General features: G+C 66.8%; 14 protein-coding genes and 1 tRNA gene. 5 read left to right on the top strand and 10 right to left on the bottom strand.

What is annotated here, in order from left to right; genetic code table 11:
• Positions 1-26 precede the first annotated feature (26 nt).
• Positions 27-1,745 carry a maltose alpha-D-glucosyltransferase gene (treS, locus tag D4765_RS01600; RefSeq protein WP_136640471.1) on the bottom strand — a complete coding sequence of 573 codons (1,719 nt, stop codon included), beginning with the start codon at positions 1,743-1,745 and terminating at the stop codon, positions 27-29.
• A gap of 138 nt (positions 1,746-1,883) precedes the next feature.
• Here treS and D4765_RS01595 point away from each other — a divergent pair, with 138 nt between their 5' ends.
• Together D4765_RS01595 and D4765_RS01590 are read left to right on the top strand one after the other, a co-directional pair.
• Positions 1,884-2,819 carry an alpha/beta fold hydrolase gene (locus tag D4765_RS01595; RefSeq protein ID WP_136640529.1) on the top strand — a complete coding sequence of 312 codons (936 nt, stop codon included), beginning with the start codon at positions 1,884-1,886 and terminating at the stop codon, positions 2,817-2,819.
• A 50-nt stretch (positions 2,820-2,869) separates the two neighbouring features.
• Entirely contained in the window at positions 2,870-3,970 is a 1,101-nt protein-coding gene (locus D4765_RS01590; RefSeq protein ID WP_136640528.1) for a glycosyltransferase family 4 protein, read from the top strand.
• On the opposite strand, the gene D4765_RS01585 is transcribed toward D4765_RS01590, so the two are convergent.
• Complete coding sequence (locus D4765_RS01585; protein WP_136640470.1) at positions 3,897-4,520, bottom strand: histidine phosphatase family protein; 624 nt, start codon at positions 4,518-4,520, stop codon at positions 3,897-3,899. The two genes, D4765_RS01590 and D4765_RS01585, sit on opposite strands and share 74 nt — an antisense overlap.
• A 21-nt stretch (positions 4,521-4,541) precedes the next feature.
• Complete coding sequence (locus D4765_RS01580; RefSeq protein ID WP_136640469.1) at positions 4,542-5,375, bottom strand: Sir2 family NAD-dependent protein deacetylase; 834 nt, start codon at positions 5,373-5,375, stop codon at positions 4,542-4,544.
• Positions 5,376-5,470: 95 nt separating this feature from the next.
• On the opposite strand from D4765_RS01580, the gene D4765_RS01575 reads away from it, so the two are divergent.
• Positions 5,471-6,283 (top strand): TrmH family RNA methyltransferase, encoded by an 813-nt coding sequence (locus D4765_RS01575; protein ID WP_136640468.1) that lies wholly within the window; start codon positions 5,471-5,473, stop codon positions 6,281-6,283.
• A gap of 65 nt (positions 6,284-6,348) precedes the next feature.
• Here the strand turns inward: D4765_RS01575 and D4765_RS01570 are convergent, their stop codons facing one another.
• The 3 genes from D4765_RS01570 to D4765_RS01560 form a co-directional block, all read right to left on the bottom strand.
• Positions 6,349-7,146 carry an SGNH/GDSL hydrolase family protein gene (locus D4765_RS01570; RefSeq protein ID WP_136640467.1) on the bottom strand — a complete coding sequence of 266 codons (798 nt, stop codon included), beginning with the start codon at positions 7,144-7,146 and terminating at the stop codon, positions 6,349-6,351.
• A 90-nt stretch (positions 7,147-7,236) separates the two neighbouring features.
• On the bottom strand, positions 7,237-8,241 hold the full coding sequence (locus D4765_RS01565; RefSeq protein WP_161580314.1) for a DNA-3-methyladenine glycosylase family protein: 1,005 nt from the start codon (positions 8,239-8,241) through the stop codon (positions 7,237-7,239).
• 56 nt (positions 8,242-8,297) lie between these two features.
• Positions 8,298-8,591 (bottom strand): hypothetical protein, encoded by a 294-nt coding sequence (locus D4765_RS01560; protein ID WP_136640465.1) that lies wholly within the window; start codon positions 8,589-8,591, stop codon positions 8,298-8,300.
• 285 nt (positions 8,592-8,876) lie between these two features.
• Here D4765_RS01560 and D4765_RS01555 point away from each other — a divergent pair, with 285 nt between their 5' ends.
• Both D4765_RS01555 and D4765_RS01550 read left to right on the top strand, forming a co-directional pair.
• Positions 8,877-10,697, top strand: coding sequence for a DEAD/DEAH box helicase (locus D4765_RS01555; RefSeq protein ID WP_136640464.1), 1,821 nt, complete (start codon positions 8,877-8,879; stop codon positions 10,695-10,697).
• Positions 10,698-10,722: 25 nt separating this feature from the next.
• A complete protein-coding gene (locus D4765_RS01550; protein ID WP_136640463.1) occupies positions 10,723-11,700 on the top strand; it encodes an aldo/keto reductase in 978 nt (325 codons plus the stop codon).
• A gap of 13 nt (positions 11,701-11,713) precedes the next feature.
• On the opposite strand, the gene D4765_RS01545 is transcribed toward D4765_RS01550, so the two are convergent.
• The 4 genes from D4765_RS01545 to D4765_RS01530 all read right to left on the bottom strand — a co-directional run bounded on the left by D4765_RS01545 (position 11,714) and on the right by D4765_RS01530 (position 14,380).
• Complete coding sequence (locus D4765_RS01545) at positions 11,714-13,297, bottom strand: serine hydrolase domain-containing protein (protein ID WP_161580313.1); 1,584 nt, start codon at positions 13,295-13,297, stop codon at positions 11,714-11,716.
• Complete coding sequence (locus D4765_RS01540) at positions 13,294-13,746, bottom strand: nitroreductase family deazaflavin-dependent oxidoreductase (protein WP_136640461.1); 453 nt, start codon at positions 13,744-13,746, stop codon at positions 13,294-13,296. Before D4765_RS01540 ends, D4765_RS01545 begins: the two co-directional genes overlap by 4 nt.
• A gap of 97 nt (positions 13,747-13,843) precedes the next feature.
• The gene (locus tag D4765_RS01535) at positions 13,844-14,047 is read right to left on the bottom strand and encodes a cold-shock protein (RefSeq protein ID WP_104243768.1); all 204 of its coding nucleotides are present in this window, start codon (positions 14,045-14,047) and stop codon (positions 13,844-13,846) included.
• A gap of 248 nt (positions 14,048-14,295) precedes the next feature.
• Positions 14,296-14,380: transfer RNA gene (locus tag D4765_RS01530), tRNA-Leu, on the bottom strand.
• Between the last annotated feature and the right edge of the window lie 18 nt (positions 14,381-14,398).

The raw sequence follows: 14,398 nt of genomic DNA, 5'->3' as shown, positions 1-14,398 counted from the left end.
TGAGACCCGCACGAGCCCTGCAGACCCTAGTAGACGTCTGCCCCCGCCTGCCCGATGTGCAGCCAGTAGAAGCTCTGCGTACCGAGCGTCAGCGTCACGCTGCCGTCGTCGCCGATGGTGGGGAATTCTGCCCCACCGAACAGGTCGTTGAGGCGGCGCCCGGCGAACTCGAGCAACGAGAGGGTGACCGAAACGGGGTTGTGGGCAAAACTGAAGACGCAGAGAATGCGCTCGGGCGCGTCGCCCCACTGGGTGGATGACCCGGCATACGACCGCACGAACGACAGCACCGACTCGTGGTTGGTGGGCACCACCGCGAGCGAGCCGAGCCCGAAGGCCGGGTGCGCCTTTCGCACGTGGATCACATTGCGCACCCAGTGCAGCATCGAGCGCGACTGCGCCAACTGCGACTCGACGTTGACCAGGGCGTAGTTGTAGACCAGCGACTGCACCACAGGCAGAAAGAGCTTGCCGGGGTCGGCGGTGGAGAATCCGGCGTTGCGGTCGGGGGTCCACTGCATGGGCGTGCGGGAGGAGTCGCGGTCGGGCAACCAGATGTTGTCGCCCATGCCGATCTCGTCGCCGTAGTACAGGAAGGGAGAGCCGGAGAGCGAGAAGAGCAGCGCGTGGGCGAGTTCGAGCTCGGCCCGCGAGTTGTCGAGCAGGGGAGCGAGGCGACGGCGAATACCAATGTTGGCGCGCATGCGCGGGTCGTAGGCGTACCAGCCGTACATGGCCTGTCTGTACTCCTCCGACACCATCTCTAGCGTCAGCTCGTCGTGGTTGCGAAGAAACACGCCCCAGCCGGCACCCTCGGGAATCTCGGTGACTTCGGAGAGCACCCGGATGAGCTCACCGGCTGTCTGCGAACGAAGCGAGTAGAAGATGCGGGGCATCACCGGGAAGTCGAACGCCATGTGGCACTCAGGCTCGTCTTCGCTGCCGAAGAACGCGGCGACCTCCCGCGGCCACTGGTTTGCTTCGGCGATCATGATGCGGCCGGGGTATTCGCGATCGACCATCTTGCGGAGCTTCGCCACGAACTCGTGCGTCTTCGGCTCGCCTTCTCCGTTGCCCTCCTCGCTCTCGTAGAGGTACGGGATGGCATCCAGCCTGAAACCGTCGACCCCGAGGTCGAGCCAGAATCGCACGATCTCGAACATGGCCTCGTGCACGGCCGGGTTCTCGTAGTTGAGGTCGGGCTGGTGCGAGAAGAAGCGGTGCCAGAAGAACTGGCGGCGAACGGGGTCGAACGACCAGTTCGACTCTTCGGTGTCGACGAAGATGATGCGAATGTCTTCGTACTTCTTGTCGGTGTCGCTCCACACGTAGAAGTCGCCGTAGGGCCCATCGGGGTCTGCCCGGGACTGCTGGAACCAGTCGTGGGCATCTGACGTGTGGTTCAGGGGCAGGTCGATGACGATGCGCATGTTGCGCTCGTGGGCCTTCGTGACGAGGTCGCGAAACTCGTCGATCGAGCCGAACTCGGGCAGAATCGCCCGGTAGTCGGAGATGTCGTAGCCGCCGTCGCGAAGGGGTGAGTCGAAGAACGGCGGCAGCCACAGCCCGTCGATTCCGAGCCATTGCAGATAGTCGAGTTTCGACACCAGCCCAGCGATGTCGCCCGACCCATCGCCGTTCGAATCGACGAACGACCTGATCATCACCTCATAGAACACCGAGCGGCGAAACCACTGGGGGTCGAGGGTGAGACCGGGCAGCTGGATGGGTGCAGTAAAGCTCACGGGAGGCCTTCCTGGTGGCGGGATGAGGGCCGACGAGACCCGCTTTCTACGCTAGTGCAGCCACCCGTGAGTTCAGTTGTGAAACACGACGGGTCAGTACCAGCAGGCTTCCGGATGTTCGACCTAAACTTGACCGCGATGCTTCCCCCCTCGCCCTACGCCGCCCAGCTCGCTCTGATTCCGCTCACCCAGCGGAGCATCGAGGTCGCCGGCGGCACCACCGCGCTCTGGATCTACGGCCCCGCCGACGCCCACACCACCATCGTCATGGTGCACGGTTTTCGGGGTGACCACCACGGGCTCGAGCCCATCGTGGCGCAGCTGCCCGGCTACCGCGTGGTGCTGCCCGATCTGCCGGGCTTCGGCATCTCGACGCCGCTCGGGGTGGCGCATGACATCGACGGCTACTCAGCGTGGCTGACCGAGCTGGTGACGACGCTCACCGAGCGTGCGGGGGAGGCAGAGCCCCCGGCACAGAAGCCCGCCGGCCATCTCGTGATCCTCGGCCATTCGTTCGGTTCGATCATCGTGTCGGCGGCGGCGGCGAAGGGGCTCTCGCCCGACGCGGTCGTACTCGTGAACCCGATAGCCGCGCCTGCGCTGTCGGGCCCCCGGGGCATCCTGACCCGGCTGGCGGTGTTCTACTACAAGATGGGCGCGTGGCTGCCGACGAAACCCGGTTTCGCGTGGCTGCGGCTCGGTGCGGTGACCCGCATTATGAGCGTGACCATGGCGAAGACGAGAGACAAGGGCCTTCGCCGCTGGATCCACAGCCAGCACGACCAGTTCTTCGGCGCATTCTCGAACCGCGATGTGGTGCTCGAGGCGTTCGAGGCCTCCGTGAGCAACGACGTGTCCGAGTACGCGAAGAAGAACACCCTGCCCACCCTGCTCGTGGCCGCCGACCGCGACGACATCACACCCGTGGCCGCCCAGGAGCGCCTCGTGACGCTGCTGCCGAACGCCGAACTCGTGGTGCTTCCGGGCGTGGGTCACCTCGTGCACTACGAGCGGCCGGCCGAGGCCGCCGCCGCCATCGAAGCGTTTCTGAAGAAGCAGGAGGCACTCCGGTGACCGCCGCTTCAGATTCGACCCCCAGAGGCTCAGGCACCCACGGCGCCCCCCTGAAGATCGTCTTCGACTGCCGCTACACCCGCATCGGCCGGCACGACGGCATCAGCCGGTACACCGCCGGCCTCGTCACCGCTCTCGCTGAGCTGCACCCCGTCACCATGTTGATCAGCGACGAGCGACAGCTCGAACTGCTGCCCGACCTGCCCTGGCAGCTCGCGAGCTCGCCGACGAGCCCGCTCGAGCTGTTCGTGGCGCGCCAGGTCAACCAGCTGAAGCCCGACGTGGTCTTCACCCCGATGCAGACCATGGGAACCTTCGGCCGCAAATACCCGCTCGCCCTCACCGTGCACGACCTCATCTACTACTCGAACCCCACGCCGCCGCGCGAGTTCGCCTGGCCGCTGCGCGCCCTCTGGCGGCTCTACCACCTCGCCTGGTGGCCCCAGCGGCTGCTGCTGAACCGGGCCGATGCCGTTGTCACCGTGTCGCACACCACCGAAGCGCTCGTCGCCGAGCACCACCTCACCTCGAAACCCGTCGTCGTCGTGAGCAACGCCGCCGACGTTCTCGACGCCGAGAGCCTGCCCACCGGCGCGAGCGGCGGCCCGGTCGCGCGCTCGAGCGCCAAATCGCTTGTCTACATGGGCTCGTTCATGCCCTACAAGAACGTCGAGACCCTCGTGCGGGCCCTGCCGCTGCTCGAGGGCTACGAGCTGCACCTCATGAGCTCCGTGCGTGATGACGACCGGGCTCGCCTTCAGGCGCTGGCTCCGGATGCCCGGCTCATCTTCCACGACGGCGCCTCCGACGCCGAGTACCTCGCCGCCCTCGACCACGCCACCGCCCTCGTCACGGCCTCCCTCGAAGAGGGCTTCGGCATTCCGCTCGTGGAGTCGATGGGGCGCGGCACCCCCGTCGTGGTGAGCGACATCGCGGTGTTCCGCGAGATCGGGGCCGACGCCGGGCTCTACTTCGACGCGAAGAACCCGGCTGCGCTGGCCGCGGCCGTCAGGCGCCTCGAAGACCCGCAGGAGTGGCTCTCGCGCTCGCTCGCCTCCCGGCGGCAGGCGAAGAAGTTCAGCTGGGCGGCGTCAGCGACGGCTCTTCTGGCGCTGCTCGAAGGGCTAGCTGGTTCACCGGCTCGCCGTTGAACTCGTCGAGCCTCAGCACGCCATCGATGTAACTGAAGTAGTGCACCGAACCGTTCGGAATGCGTTCGTCTTCGCGTGGGCGACCGCCGTCGGTGGCGTAGCGTACGAGGGAGCTGATGACGCCGCCGTGGCAGACGACGATGAGCTGCTGGCCCGGGCGGGCCTCTGCCGCCTCGATGAGCGCCACGTGAACCCGCTCCCGCACCTGGCGGTGGGTCTCGCGGCCGGGAACGTGCGACTGGCCGGGAAACCGTTCGTGCAGCTCTTCGAAGTCGAGCCCCTCTGCCTCGCCGTAACGCCGCTCGACGAGGCCGGCGACGGGCTGGGGTGACGGCAGGCTGAGTGACGTGGCAATGATCTGGGCCGTCTCACGGGCCCGGCCGAGCGGGCTCGTGAGTACAGCATCCCAGTCGCCGCCGGCAAGAAAACTCGCGGTGTCGAGGGCCTGCGCGCGGCCCGTGGCGTTCAACGGAATGTCGGTGCTGCCCTGGATGCGTTTCTGAAGGTTCCAGTCGGTCTGGCCGTGCCGAACGAGCGCGAGGTACGTCATGGTCGGTTCGGGCCCTTCACGTCAGACGATGAGCCGTGCGGCGAGGGCCGCGAGCGTCTCCGATGTTCCTGTATCGAGCTTAACAGTTGCGCGCGAATCGCCCTTGGTGATGCCCCGATTGATGATGATCACCGGCAAGCGTCGACGCCGAGCCTGCTCGAGCAGACGAATTCCCGAGTTGACCACCAACGACGACCCCGCAATGATCAGGGCACCGGATGCCCGAACCAGGTCGCTCGCCTCGCTGAAGCGCTCTTTCGGAATGAACTCACCGAAGAACACCACGTCGGGCTTCAACACGCCGCCGCACACTGAGCACTCGGGAACCACGAACTCCGCCCAGTTCAGAACCTCGGCGTCTCCGTCGGGGTTCACTGTCACGGCGTCAGGCTCTGTGATCCACGGATTCGCTTTGTCGATCTGCTCGGCAAGGGCGTCGCGGGCGAACATCTGGCCGCAACGCAGGCACCGCACCCTGTCCATCGAGCCGTGCAGGTCGACCACGCGGTTCGACCCGGCGCGCACGTGCAGGCCGTCGACGTTCTGCGTGATGACCCCGTTGATGACCCCGGCGGCCTCGAGTTCGGCCAGTGTCACATGGCCGCTGTTCGGCGATGCCGCGGCAAAGAGCTTGTAACCGAGGTGGCTGCCGGCCCAGTAGCGCTTTCGGTAGTCGGCACTCGAACTGAACTGGTCGAACGTCATCGGGTTGCGTTTGGGCGCACCTTCGCCGCGGTAGTCGGGGATACCCGAGTCTGTGCTTACCCCGGCACCGGTGAGCACAACCGTGCTTTTGCCGCGAAGAATATCGGCCACCTCGTCGATCGCCGTCAGGGAGAGAACGCTGTCAGACACGGCACACCTCCTCAGTCCCAATCGACACTTCTGACATTGAGTCTAGAAGGCCCAGTTTTCCGTTTTGTTTCGTCGCACTGGCAGAGTGGTGTTTTGTGCCCGTCATACCCCTCACCGATCTCGCCGATTCGCTTCTGGCCAGCCCCCTGCTCGCCGACTACCGAGGTCTGACCGATGTCGCCCTGCGGCGGGTCAGCGAACCCGAGGGTGGGCTCTACATCGCCGAGTCGGCGAAAGTCATCGAGCGGGCGCTCGGGGCGGGGCATCAGCCGCGATCGGTACTCTGCGAGGCGAAGTGGGTGGCGGGCATCCAGAGCCTGGTCGCGCCAGACGTGCCCATTTTCGTCGGTAGCTCTGAGCTGCTCGAGAGCCTCACGGGCTTCAACCTGCACCGCGGAGCCCTGGCCTCGATGCACCGGCCAGAGCTGCCCTCGGTCGAATCGCTGGTTCGGGATGCCCGACGGGTCGTGATTCTCGAAGACATCGTCGACCACACCAATGTCGGCGCCATCTTTCGTTCGGTGGCGGGGCTCGGGGCCGACGCGGTGCTCATCACGCCGAGGTGCGCCGACCCGCTGTACCGGCGCAGCGTTCGGGTCTCGATGGGAACCGTGCTGCAGGTGCCGTGGAGCAGGCTGCCCGAATGGAGCGAAGCCGCACCGCTTCTGCACGGGCTGGGGTTCACGATCGCGGCGCTGGCGCTCAGCGACGACGCGGTGACGCTCGACGCGTTCGCGGCCGACCCGCCCGAGCGCATCGCGCTGGTCATGGGCACCGAAGGCGACGGGCTGAGCAGGGCAGCGCTCGAGGTCGCCGACACGGTGGTGACGATCCCGATGCTGCACGGGGTCGACTCGCTGAACGTGGCGTCGGCGACCGCCGTGGCGCTCTGGTCACTGCGGGTCTGATCTGGCGCGTTCGACTGCCGCTGCGGGAAGCGGGCCCGGTCGAGCGCACCGCGACCCGGGCGCCGTCAGGTGAGGTCGGGGGAGTGCGCGCCGATCGGGATGGCGTCGGGCCGCTTCGGCGACACGCCGTCGCCCGATGACTGGTGACGCACGCGGCGGAGCACCCACGGCACGAAGAACTGGCGCGCCCAGACGAGGTCTTCGCTCCGGGCCTGGCGCCAGCTGGAGGCCGGAAGCGGTTCGGGCTTGTTCGGCTGCAGGTCGTTCGGCACATTCAGTGCGGCGAGCACGAGCCGCGCGACCTCGTGGTGGCCCAGCGCGTTCAAGTGAAGGCGGTCGGGGGCCCACATGCGGGCATCCTGAATCGCAGAGAGCCCCCACTGATCGGCCACGATGCAGTCGTGACGGGCGGCGATGGCGCGGATGTTCTCGTTGTAGATGGCCACTTTGCCGCGGATGCCGCGGAACACGGGGGAGAATCCCACGTCGGTTCCGGTGAACATGACGATGGTGGCGCCGTCGCGTTTCAGCTCGGCGATGCCGGCGTCGAACTGGGCGGCGATGACATCGGGGTCGGTGCCAGGGCGGATGACGTCGTTGCCGCCGGCCGAGATCGTGATGAGGTCGGGCTTCAGGGCGAGCGCCGGCTCGACCTGCTCGTCGAGGATCTGGCGAATGAGCCGCCCCCGAATGGCGAAGTTGGCATATGCGAAGTCGCCGTCGGCCTGGGCGCTCAACACCTCGGCGACACGGTCGGCCCAGCCGCGGTGTCCACCGGGGCTCGCGGGCTCTGGGTCGCCTATTCCCTCGGTGAACGAGTCACCGAGGGCGACATATCGACGCCACGGGTGAGATTCGGTCATGGCTGACGCTCCTTCGAAATCGCTTCCCTTTCAGCCTACTCACGGTCGCGCGGGGGTCAGCCCCTGCGTCCGTGGCACCCGTGGCCGCGGTCAGGTGCCTGCAGCGAGGCGCGCGACGGCCTCCCGCCAGAGGTGCATGCCGAAATAGCTGCGCCACGGGGCGACTCGCTCGGCGAACCGCACGAGCTCTCGACGTTCGCCCGGGAGCCCGAGCTCGGCCGCGCCCGCGCGGAGCGCGAGGTCGCCGTCGAGCAGCGCATCCGGCGCGCCGAGCACCCGCATCGCGACGTACCCGGCCGTCCACGGACCGATGCCGGGCATCGCCACGAGCCGCTCGGTCAGTTCGGTCTGAGTGAGCGTCGCGTCTGTTGAGCTTGCGTCAATGACAAGCCGCCCCTCGGCCAACGCCTCCGCCACCTCGAGAATCGTCTGCACCCGACGCGGTGGCCCCCGCAGTTCAGCGGCCCCGCCCGCCGCGAACTGTTCGGCCGTGGGGAAGAACCGCCACACCCCTGGCGCGAGCTGCCCCGCATCGACGCTGGGTTCGTCACCGACGCTGGGCGTACCACCGAGGGTGAGCTCGTCGCCGAGCGCCGCGGCGAGGCGACCCTGCACGGTTCGCGCCGCTGTGACCGAGACCTGCTGACCAATGAGGGTGCGAAAGAGAGTTTCATGGGCATCCACCGAGCCGGGCACTCGTATGCCCGGGGCAGCCGCAAGGGAGCCTCGAAGTTCTGCCACCCGACCGAGCACCCCATCGATGGCCTGAGCGTCGGCCTGCACGTCGAACAGCCCGGCGAGCCGCACCTCGGCTTCGGCCACGTCGGCACCGTGCTCGAGCCAGAGCGTGCACTCGATGCCGGCGGGACTCACGGGCCCGGCTGGCTCGGCGCTCGGCGAGGGCGCTGCCAGCCGAACGGCCACGACTGCGCGGCCCTGGGGGAGCCTCAGGGTGCGCCGGTACGTGCCCGCCGAGTAGGTTTCGACCCCTTTCACGGCGTGCACCGCCAGAAACCGCATCACGCCGGCGCCGTCGAACGGCTGGCGCGCCGGCAGCGTCAGGTCGACGCGGCTCCACGCCGCTGTATCGCTCATGCACCCATTCTGGTCGGCGCAGACGACACGGGTGGTGGGTACCCTGGACTTCGTCTTCACCATGGGCGCGCTGGTGTGCGCCTACCGGGCCCACGACTGCTGCTCGGCTGCCCGTCGTCGTTCTCAGACGTCGACGGCTCGGGGTCATCGAACCAGACGACCACAGAATCCCACTCGAACACGCTGGCTCCCGCGGCAGGCTCTTGGCCCACAACCGTCAGGTTCTTCTTCCACGCCAAAGCAGACACCGGCGGGCCATCGGCATCAGGCTGCGCCAACGCCACGCTCGCGCTGAACGCGACCAGCCGGGCATCCTCGAACGCCAGGCCGACGACATCCGGTACGACCACTCGAGGACCCCGCCGCGTAACCACACCTGAACCCTAGGTGATCAAGCTTCCTAGCCCGTGACCCGACGCTAACCGATCGGCCCGCGTTCCGCGACAGCCAGGCGCGAGCGACGTCTCTGGCGCACGTTCTGTCGTCATGCTGTTCAGAAAAACGGCCCTCGACGACGGCGGTGAGACCTGGCTGTGGCCCTCGGTGACGCCCCGGTAGCTCGAAGACCCGGCTGATCACACGCAAGCGCGCGCGGCTTGGGCGCGTCACGCGGCGAGCGGGTAAAGTCTTGGTCAGTGACTACTCTGCCTCTCTCCTCCGGACACCCTGTCGGAACCTCTGCGGCCGAGCACCTCTCTCCGTCGTTTCCCGAGCGCGCAGCGTGGGGTACCGCCGGAAAACTGCGTGCCTGGCAGTCAGAGGCCCTCACCGCCTACTTCGAACACGAGCCGCGCGACTTTCTCGCCGCCGCGACGCCGGGCGCCGGCAAGACCACGTTCGCACTGCGTCTTGCGGCCGAACTTCTCGCCCGCAAGACCATCGACCGCGTCACTGTCGTGGCGCCCACCGAGCACCTGAAGAAACAGTGGGCTGACGCGGCGCATCGGGCGGGCATCCGGCTCGACCCCATGTTCAAGAACGCGCACGGCACCCACGGTCGGCATTACCACGGCGCCGTCGTGACCTACGCACAGGTCGCCACGCGCGCCGAAGTGCACCGCGACCTCACGCTGAGCGGCCGCACGCTCGTCATTCTCGACGAGGTTCACCACGGCGGCGACGCGCTCAGCTGGGGGGATGCCATTCGCGAAGCTTTCGCGCCCGCCACGCGGCGCTTGTCGCTCACAGGCACGCCGTTTCGCTCTGACACCGCGCCCATTCCGTTTGTAAGCTACCTGCCCGACGAGCATGGCATCCGCACCTCGCAGACCGATTACAACTACGGCTACGGCCGCGCGCTGGCCGACGGCGTCGTGCGCCCGGTGCTCTTCATGGTCTACGCCGGGCAGATGCGCTGGCGCGACGGTGCGGGTGAAGAGATGGAAGCCCGCCTCGGCGAGGGCAACACCAAAGACATCACGTCGCAGGCCTGGCGCACGGCGCTCGACCCCAAGGGCGAGTGGATTCCTTCCGTTCTGAAGGCCGCCGACCGACGTCTCACCGAAGTGCGGCAGTCGGTTCCGGATGCGGGTGGCCTCGTCATCGCGACCGACCACTACACCGCGCGGGCGTACGCCGAGCTGCTCGAGACTCTGTCAGGCCAGCCCGTCACCGTTGTGCTCTCTGACGAGAAGGAGGCCAGCGACCGCATCGAAGAGTTCTCGAACTCGACCAGGCGCTGGATGGTCGCCGTGCGCATGGTGTCTGAAGGCGTCGACATTCCGCGCCTCTCGGTGGGCGTCTACGCCACCTCTGCCGCCACCCCGCTCTACTTCGCCCAGGCCATCGGCCGCTTCGTGCGCGCCCGTCGCCGCGGCGAACTCGCCTCCATCTTCCTGCCGAACGTGCCGTCGCTGATGGCGCTGGCCAGCGCGATGGAACTCGAACGAGACCATGCCCTCGACCGCCGTGAGACCGGCGACCCCGAGGTCGATATGTTCGCGCCAGAAGAAGACATGATGGACGCGGCGAACCGCCAGGAGAAGGCCTCCGAAGCGTTACAGCAGGAGTTCAGCTTCGAACCGCTCTCCTCCCACGCCACCTTCGACCGGGTCATGTTCGAGGGCGACGAGTTCGGCGAAGAGGCCATCGGCGGCAGCGACGAAGAGCTCGACTTCATCGGTATTCCCGGCCTGCTCGAACCCGACCAGGTACGGGAACTGCTGCAGCACCGGCAAGCCCGCCAGGCCAAACGCAAGATCGAGCCGGGCTACCAGGCGCCCGTCGTCGAGACTCCGGATGCCGCACCGGCCGCTCCGCTTTACCGAACCCTCAAGGAGCAGCGCTCCCTCTTGAACACCGTGGTGGGCATCTGGTCGAAGACAGCGGGTGAACCCCACGGGCTCATCCACGCCGAACTCCGCCGTGTCTGCGGGGGGCCTGCCGTCGCACAGGCCTCTGTCACCCAGCTGCAGGCCCGCATCGCCCTGGTACGCAAATGGATGGGCAGCCACTGATGCACGACTCACGAAAGGTCACACAATGAAGTACCTGAAACTCGGCTCAAGCGGTCTCGAGGTCTCGGCCATCACGCTCGGCTGCATGAGCTACGGCACCGCGGAGCGGGGCAACCACGACTGGACCCTCGATGAGGAGACCAGCCGCCCGTTCATCCGGAAGGCCCTCGAAATGGGTATCACCACGTTCGACACGGCGAACGTCTATTCTGACGGCACCAGTGAAGAGTTCGTGGGCCGCGCGCTGGCCGACTTCGCCTCGCGCGAAGACGTCGTCATCGCCACCAAGGTGCACGGCACGATGCGCCCCGGGCCGAATGGCGGCGGGCTCTCACGCGTGCACATCATGAACCAGATCGACGCGAGCCTGAAGCGCCTCGGCACCGACTATGTCGACCTCTACCAGATCCACCGGTGGGACGACACGGTGCCGATCGAGGAGACCATGGAGGCGCTGCACGACATCGTGAAGGCCGGCAAGGCGCGCTACATCGGTGCCTCGTCGATGTTCGCCTGGCAGTTCGCGAAGGCCCAGTACACCGCCGACCTCGGCGGCTTCACGCGTTTCGTGTCGATGCAAGACCACTACAACCTCATCCAGCGCGAAGAAGAACGCGAGATGCACCCGTTCTGCCTCGACCAGGGCGTGGGCGTTCTGCCGTGGAGCCCCCTGGCCCGCGGCCGCCTCACCCGCCCCTGGGGCGAGTCGAGCACGCGCGACGACACCGACAACGTGAGCGCACGCGTCTACGCCGGCACCGAAGACGTCGACCACCAGATCGCGGATGCCGTCGGTACCGTCGCCCTGAACCGCGGCATCTCCCGGGCCCAGGTGGCCTTGGCCTGGGTGCGGCAGCAGCCCGCCGTGACCTCGCCCATCGTCGGTGCCACCAAGCAGCAGCACCTCGACGACGCCGTGGCCTCGGTCGACCTCACCCTCAGCGCCGACGAACTCGCCGCTCTCGAGGCGCCCTACACCCCGCACGAGCCCACCGGCTTCTGAGCCGGCGGCGCCACTACAGGAGGCGCTCGGCCGTCTCACGCTCAGGGGAGAGCGGCACGTAGTGCTTCTGCACCGACGGGTTCTCGTCACGTGACGCCGCGGCTGACGGCGTTGCAACTGCCACCACCACCTCGAGGCGCTGCACCATCGGGGGAGCAGTGGGCGTCAGCTCGACGCGGCACTCGAGACTGCCGCTTCGGCCCCGGATGCTCCACGCGAGGTGGGCGGGCGACACGCTCCACAGCATCCGTTGCTCGAGCCCCTGCGTCTCGGCGTCGCCCGCCAGACCACCGATCTCGGCGATGCTCGCCGCAAGCCGCGCGTCGCGCACCTCAGACGGCACATCGCTCAGCAGGTTTCGGCTGAAGATCACCCCGGGCCCTGTTGCGGCATCGGCCATGCGGCCCGAGCCCCGAAGGGCGGCGTCGATGGCCGCGGCGGCGTGCAGGGTTTCGGGCCAAAGGGTGATCTGCTGCGCGGGAACGTCGAGAGACTCCAGAACGAAGCGCAGCATCGCGGCAGCCGCAGCCGACGGCTTCGCACCGTTCGCGTTGGCGAAGACGACGACCCCGAGGCCGGATTCTGTGTGCCAGCGCATGTTCGACGACCATCCGGGAAGCCCGCCCGAGTGCTGCGCAATCACGCCGAAACGCCGATCGTGCTCGATGTTCAGCCCCAGCCCGTACCCCGCGCCCTCGATGTGCTCGCCGTGCGGGCGGTCGACCGGGGCCGGGGTGGCGGTATGAGCGCGCTGCATGCGCCGACGCGACGCCCGCGAGAGAATGTTGTCACGATTCGTGAGAGCGCCCGGCGTGTCGAACGCGCTCGAGAGCCACGCGCTCCAGCGCGCGATGTCGCCGACGGTGCTGAACATGCTCGCCGCGCAGCCACCGATGCCCGTGCCGACCACGGGGCGCTCGTTCCAGGTGACGCCCTCGTCGAACGTCGAGTAGCCGTGGGCGAGAAAGGGGGCGTTCTCGCCTGAGGGATAGGCATCGGCGTCGTAGTGGGTGTCGTTCAGTCCGAGCGGGGTCAGCAGGGCATCCCGGGCGAACTCGGCGAACGGCTGGCCGGTGACGTTCTCGACGACCACCCCGAGCATCCAGAACCCGATGTTCGAATACTGGTACCCGTCACCCGGTACTCCCGCGAAGCGAAGCCCTTCGGCCACGATGGCGACGAAGTCATCGCGGCTGAGGGCGAGCTCGTCGTCGGCCCAGCCGTTGTCTTCGGGCAGGCCCGATGCGTTGCTGAGCAGCATCTCGAGGGTCACGGGCAGCGGCGCGCCGAACCGGTCGACGGGGTCGGCGAATTCGGGCAGATGGATGCCCACCCTGTCACTGAGGCTCAGCAGCCCCTGTTCTTCGAGTACCAGTATCGCCGCGGCCAGAAAGCTCTTCGACATCGACGCGATGCGGTACACCGTGTCGGCACCGGGCGCACGCCTATGCCCGTCTAGCTGGAACTCGCCCCGCCCGTGAGCGAACAGCACTCCCGAGCGGTCGAAGACCGCGTAGTTCACCGAAGGGGCGACCACGCTGCCGTCGTCGAACCACGTGGCGAGCCGACTCTGAACGGAACGGGGCAGCTCGCTCACGACACGCGGTCGATGATCACCACGGGAATGTCGCGGTCGGTCTTCACCTGGTACTCGGCGTAGTCGGGATAGATCTCGACCATCTTCTGCCACAGCGCCGGCTTCTCGTCGGCGGTCGCCGTGCGGGCGACACCGTGAAAACGTTCAGCCTTGACCTGCAGGTACACCTCGGGGTTCTCGACGAGATTGAGGTACCACACCGGATGCTTCGGAGCCCCACCGAGCGAGGCGACGATAATCTGGCGGCCGTCGTCTTCGCCATGGATGAGTGCCGTGCGGCGCCACACGCCCGATTTACGGCCCTTGGTGGTGAGCAGCAGCAGGGGAGCGCCGTTCGCGAAGACCGGCTTCTCGCCGTCGGTCGCGAGATATTCGACGATCTGTTCTCTCACCCACTCGGCGTCGTTGTCGAGGGGGTTCTCTGGGCTGGTGCCGGCTTCGTCTGTCATGACTCCAGCTTAAACAAAGAACCCCCCGGCGTTGCCGCCGAGGGGTTCTTCACTCAAAATATCTAATCCATGAAGCCCAACCGAGCTTCAAGAAGGATTAAAGCGAACGGATGTTCTCCGCCTGCGGGCCCTTCGGGCCCTGAGTCACGTCGAACTCCACGCGCTGGTTCTCGTCGAGCGACTTGTAGCCGTTCGAAGCGATAGCCGAGTAGTGCGCGAACACGTCGGGGCTGCCATCTTCGGGAGCGATGAAGCCGAAGCCTTTTTCAGCGTTAAACCATTTAACGGTACCAATTGCCATTTTAAAACTCCTCCAGGAGCGTTCTATTTAGCCCCGACTGCCGGGACCTGATAGCGCGGTGCCTGTCATCCATCATTCAAGCGCAATGGGCAACGGGGCTTGGCCGCGAGCGTTCAGAACTGCGAGGCACAGCAACTTCAGATAACACTGTACCCCAGCAATGGGCAAAAGAAGAACGGGACCCGGCATTCTCTGCCAGATCCCGTTCTTTTTTTCTGCTTTTGTTCTTTTCACTGTCTCAACCAGTGTGTCCGAAAGGGGACTTGAACCCCTACGCCCATAACAGGCACTAGCACCTCAAGCTAGCGCGTCTACCATTTCCGCCACCCGGACAGGTGTGAGCATCTCTGC

It is taken from the genome of Subtercola vilae, from assembly GCF_004923255.1.
In the GTDB taxonomy this organism is placed as follows: Bacteria; Actinomycetota; Actinomycetes; order Actinomycetales; family Microbacteriaceae; genus Subtercola; species Subtercola vilae.
This window is presented reverse-complemented; position numbering and strand designations above follow the sequence as displayed.